Origin of the sequence: Mesorhizobium sp. M1A.F.Ca.IN.020.03.2.1 (genome assembly GCF_004023205.1) — a bacterium.
GTDB lineage: Bacteria > Pseudomonadota > Alphaproteobacteria > Rhizobiales > Rhizobiaceae > Mesorhizobium.
Window position 1 is genome coordinate 16,871 of the sequence record NZ_RZSV01000088.1, and the last position, 4,956, is coordinate 21,826.

General features: G+C 63.7%; 4 protein-coding genes. 2 read left to right on the forward strand and 2 right to left on the reverse strand.

Annotation, left to right across the window (positions count from 1 at the left end; translation table 11 throughout):
* Window positions 1-1,038, forward strand: a 1,038-nt coding sequence (gene rhaI / locus EOA79_RS16050) for an L-rhamnose catabolism isomerase (RefSeq protein ID WP_245489886.1), incomplete at its 5' end; no start/stop codon positions are given.
* A gap of 223 nt (window positions 1,039-1,261) precedes the next feature.
* Entirely contained in the window at window positions 1,262-3,001 is a 1,740-nt protein-coding gene (gene ggt / locus EOA79_RS16055) for a gamma-glutamyltransferase (protein WP_095826045.1), read from the forward strand.
* Here ggt and EOA79_RS16060 read toward each other — a convergent pair whose 3' ends face one another.
* Together EOA79_RS16060 and EOA79_RS16065 are read right to left on the reverse strand one after the other, a co-directional pair.
* The gene (locus EOA79_RS16060; protein WP_170950361.1) at window positions 3,002-3,256 is read right to left on the reverse strand and encodes a hypothetical protein; all 255 of its coding nucleotides are present in this window, start codon (window positions 3,254-3,256) and stop codon (window positions 3,002-3,004) included. It abuts the gene before it with no gap.
* A 212-nt stretch (window positions 3,257-3,468) separates the two neighbouring features.
* A complete protein-coding gene (locus tag EOA79_RS16065; protein WP_095826044.1) occupies window positions 3,469-4,857 on the reverse strand; it encodes a sigma-54 dependent transcriptional regulator in 1,389 nt (462 codons plus the stop codon).
* Window positions 4,858-4,956: the final 99 nt, after the last annotated feature.

The window sequence follows — 4,956 nt, forward strand, 5'->3', positions numbered from 1 at the left end:
CAAATATTCGTCGGCGCTGCCCCTCATCCGCCTACCGTCTCGCTGCATATCCCGTGGGACAAGGCCGATCCGAACCGGCTGAAGCAGGCGGCGGCGCGTTTCGGGCTCGGGTTCGATGCGATGAACTCCAACACCTTTTCCGACGCGAAGGACCAGAAGCTCTCCTACAAATTCGGCTCGCTGTCGCACGCCGATGCCGGCACGCGCCGCCAGGCGGTCGAGCACAATCTCGAATGCATCGAGATCGGCAGGACGCTTGGGTCGAAGGCGCTGACGGTATGGATCGGCGACGGCTCGAACTTCCCCGGCCAGGTCAGTTTCGCCAAGGCCTTCGAGCGCTATCTCGACGCCATGCGGCAAATCTACGCCGGCCTGCCGGACGACTGGCGGCTGTTTACCGAGCACAAGATGTACGAGCCGGCCTTCTATTCGACCGTCGTGCAGGACTGGGGCACGAACTACATCATCGCCAAGGAGCTCGGCGACAAGGCCTTCTGCCTCGTCGACCTCGGCCACCACGCGCCCAACGTCAACATCGAGATGATCGTGTCGCGGCTGATTCAATTCGGCAAGCTCGGCGGCTTCCACTTCAACGATTCCAAATATGGCGACGACGATCTCGACGCCGGTTCGATCGATCCTTACCGGCTGTTTTTGGTCTTCAACGAGCTGGTCGATGCAGAGCTTTCGGGTGCCAAGGGATTCCATCCCGCGCATATGCTCGACCAGAGCCATAACGTCACCGATCCGATCGAAAGCCTGATGCTGTCCGCGGTCGAGGTGCAGCGCGCCTATGCGCAGGCGCTGCTGGTCGACCGCAAGGCGCTGGACGGTTTTCAGGAAGCGAACGACGCGCTGATGGCGACGCAGACGCTGAAGACCGCCTACCGCACCGATGTCGAGCCGATCCTCGCCATGGCGCGGCTGAGAACCGGCGGCGCCATTGATCCAGTCGCCGCCTATCGCGAGGCCGGCTACCGGGCGAAGGTCGCGGCGGAGCGGCCGGGCGTCGCCGGCGGTGGCGGCGGGATCGTCTGACACCCTCATCCGGCCGCTTCGCGGCCGCCTTTCTCCCAAGGCAGAAGAGGTTGGCGTCGGCGCTGACGAGCTCCTTCCCCCGCGGGAAGAGGTCGGACTGCCCCGAATTGCCCTTCGCAATTCGGGGCAGGTGAGGGGCTCTGCCCAATGCTACTCCAATTGTTATTGGACTAACGCGCTCCAACGGTCTTTCCTGGGTGTCCCCCCGCCTTGGAGACCCACCATGCATCTCACCCGCCGGACGCTGATCGCCGTCAGCTTTGCGCTCACTGTTGCCTTCACACCATCGGCCGCCGTTTTTGCGGCTTCGCCGGCTCCCGCCAAGGGCGAGCACGGCATGGTGGTGACCGCCCAGCATCTCGCCACCGAAGTCGGCGTCGACGTGCTGAAGAAGGGCGGCAACGCCGTCGATGCGGCGGTCGCCGTCGGCTATGCGCTGGCCGTCGTCTATCCGAATGCCGGCAATATCGGCGGCGGCGGTTTCATGACCATCCGCTTGAAGGACGGCCGTTCGACCTTCATCGATTTCCGCGAGCGCGCGCCCCTTGCGGCGACCAAGACGATGTATCTCGATAAGGAGGGCAAGCCGATCAAAGGTGCCAGCCTCGACGGTTATCTCGCCGTCGGCGTGCCTGGTTCGGTGGCCGGCTTCGAGATGGCGCGCGAGAGATACGGGACCTTGTCCAGACAGGATCTCATGGCCCCGGCGATCGCCTATGCCAAGGACGGCTTCGTCCTCAACCAGGGCGACGCGGCCTCCTTCGCCGGCGGCGCCGACCGGCTGGCCAAGGATCCGGCAGCGGCCGCTATTTTTCTGAAAAAAGACGGGAAGCCCTATGGCATCGGCGAGAAGCTAGTTCAGTCGGACCTTGCGGCCTCGCTCTCGGCGATCTCCGAGAAAGGCCCCGATGCCTTCTACAAGGGGCCGATTGCCGACGCGATCGTCAAGGCGAGCGGCGCCAAGGGCGGCATCCTCGCCAAAGGCGATTTCGAGCAATACGCGGTGCGCGAGCTGAAGCCGGTGACCTGTTCCTATCGCGGCTACGAGATCATCTCCTCGCCGCCGCCGAGTTCGGGCGGCGTCATCATCTGCGAAATCCTCAATGTGCTCGAAGGCTATCCGCTGTCCTATCTCGGAGCCGGCTCGGCCGAGACCGTCCACGTCATGGTCGAGGCCATGCGTCATGCCTATGTCGACCGCAATTCGGCGCTCGGCGATCCGGATTTCGTCGACAATCCGGTCTCGAAACTGCTCGACAAGGGCTATGCCAAGGACATCCGCGACAAGATCGATCCGTTCCGCGCCGGCGTCTCGAAGGACTTGATGCCCAAGGGCTTCGGCGAGTCGAAGGAAACCACCCATTATTCTATCATCGACAAGGACGGCAACGCGGTAGCCGTCACCTATACGCTCAATGGTTCCTTTGGCGCCGGCGTCGTCGCCGACGGCACCGGGATCCTGCTCAACAACGAAATGGACGATTTCACCCAGAAGCCCGGCGTGCCCAACCTCTACGGACTGGTCCAAGGCGAGGCCAACGCGATCCAGCCGAAGAAGACGCCGCTGTCCTCGATGAGCCCGACCGTCGTTGTGAAGGACGGCAAGCCGTTCATGGTCATCGGCAGCCCGGGTGGCTCGCGCATCATCACCATCACGCTGGAGGCGATCGTCAACGTCATCGACCACGGCATGAACATTCAGGAGGCGATCGACGCCCCGCGCATCCACCATCAATGGCTGCCCGACACCGTCTATGTCGAGCCTTTCGGGCTTTCTCCCGACACCGAAAGGCTGCTTGCCGGCATGGGCTATCATCTCGATCTCAGCGACCAGACCTGGGGCCAGGCGGCCGGCATCCTTGTCGGCGGCAAGAGCCTGGCGGAGATCGAGAAAGGTGGCGGCGCCCGCTACAACGGAGCCATCGACAGCCGCGCCGCTTCCGGCGAGGCGCTGGGCTACTGACTACACGACAAGGGTGATGGTTGAGGCAATCAGCAGCACCGCGGCAATGCCGACGAACAGCGCATAAATGCGCGGCCGGTCAATCAGCAGCGCGTTGCCCGAAATCCAGGCCGAAGTGGCGCCGCCCAACGCAAACAGGAAGCCGTTGCGGTGGCCGAAGGTCATCGAGGCGGCCATCAGGCCGCCGATGATCAGCGCGCCGAACACGATGATGACGGCAACGGCATATTTCTCGAAATCATTGCCGCTGCCCATCGCCGGTCCCATGGCGTTGAGATTCGGCAGATCGTCCGGATCAAAGGGGCTGGCCGAGCCGTATTCGTCTTGACCGAGGGATTCGCGCATCATTCGTTCTCCGCTGAGCGGCAACAAACCATCAACGCTAGCCAAGTGCAACCGGCAACGCAGCCGCCATCACGCGTTCGCCACCCGGCTGGTGCCAACGTGCCACGGTTTCCTGGATAGCCTCAACGCCGAGGGCTTCGATCGGGTTCCACAAGCTTGATCTCTCTGGAAAAATCGCTGCGCACGATGCCGTGCCGCTGCAGCTTGTCGTAGAAGGTCTTGCGCGGAATGCCAAGCGCCTCGATCGTACGCCGGACATCGCCGCCATTGCGGCCAAGTGTCTCGCGGATGATCTCGGCCTCGTAGCGCTCCAGCCGTTCCGGCAAGGGCATCGAGACGTCCAAATCTGTCGGCTGAGCGGCGGGGCTGCTGCCGATCTCTTCCAGTCCGAGCACGAAGCGCTCGGCAAAATGGGCGAGCTCGCGGACATTGCCCGGCCAGTCGTGTTCGCGCAGATGGCGCTGGACGGCGGCCGGCGCCGCGGGCACCTGGCGATGAAAGCGGGCAGCGGCGCGCTCGGCGAAATACCCGAACAGCAACGGCACATCGTCCCGGCGCTCGCGCAGCGGCGGGATCGAAAGCGTCACCACATTCAGCCGATAATAGAGGTCTTCGCGGAAATTGCCGCGCTGGCCGGGATCGCCGAGATCGATCTTGGCGGCGGCAACGACGCGCAGGTCGACCGGCCGGATTTCGTTGGTGCCGAGTGGCGTCACCTCGCGCATTTCGAGCACGCGCAGCATCTGCACCTGAGTGGAGGGCGGCATGCTTTCGATCTCGTCGAGGAACAGCGTGCCGCCGCTCGAATGCTCGATGCGGCCGACGCGCTTCTTCTGCGCGCCGGTGAAGGCGCCGGCCTCATGGCCAAACAATTCGCTTTCGATCACTGTCTCCGGCAACGTGCCGCAATTGAGCGCGACGAAATTGCCCTTGGCGCGGCGGCTCCAGCGATGCAGCAGGCTCGCCACCACCTCCTTGCCCGAGCCTGTCTCGCCGGTCACCAGCACATCGACATCGGTGTCGGCGATCTGTCTCAGCGTGCGGCGCAGCCGCTCCATAGCCGGTGTCTGGCCGATCAGCGGAAGGCCTTCCTGCGCCTGCTCGGCCGCTTCGCGCAAGGCGCGGTTCTCCATAACAAGACGGCGCTTTTCCGCGGCGCGCCATACACTTTGCGCCAGCCGGTCGGCCGCGAAGGGCTTGGTGATGAAGTCATAGGCGCCGTCCTTCATCGCCTTTACCGCCATGGCGATATCGCCGTGCCCGGTGACGAGGATGACGGGGATATCCGGGTCAAGGTCGACCACGAGGTCGAAAAGCTGCAGGCCGTCCATTTCGGGCATGCGGATGTCTGACACCAAGACGCCGGCAAAGCCGGCATCGAGGCCGACGAGTGCCTCGCTTGCCGAGGAAAAGGCAGACACGGCAAAACCGGCAAGTTCGAGCGTCTGCTTCGTCGCCTTGAGCAGGTCGCTATCGTCATCGATCAGGACGACCGGATTGCCGTCTGTCATCTCGGGCCAGCCTTCGAGAGATGGATGGTGAAGCGGGTGCCGGTCCCGCTGTTTGTCACCTCGATACGCCCGCCATAGTCGGCGACGATGTCCTTCGAG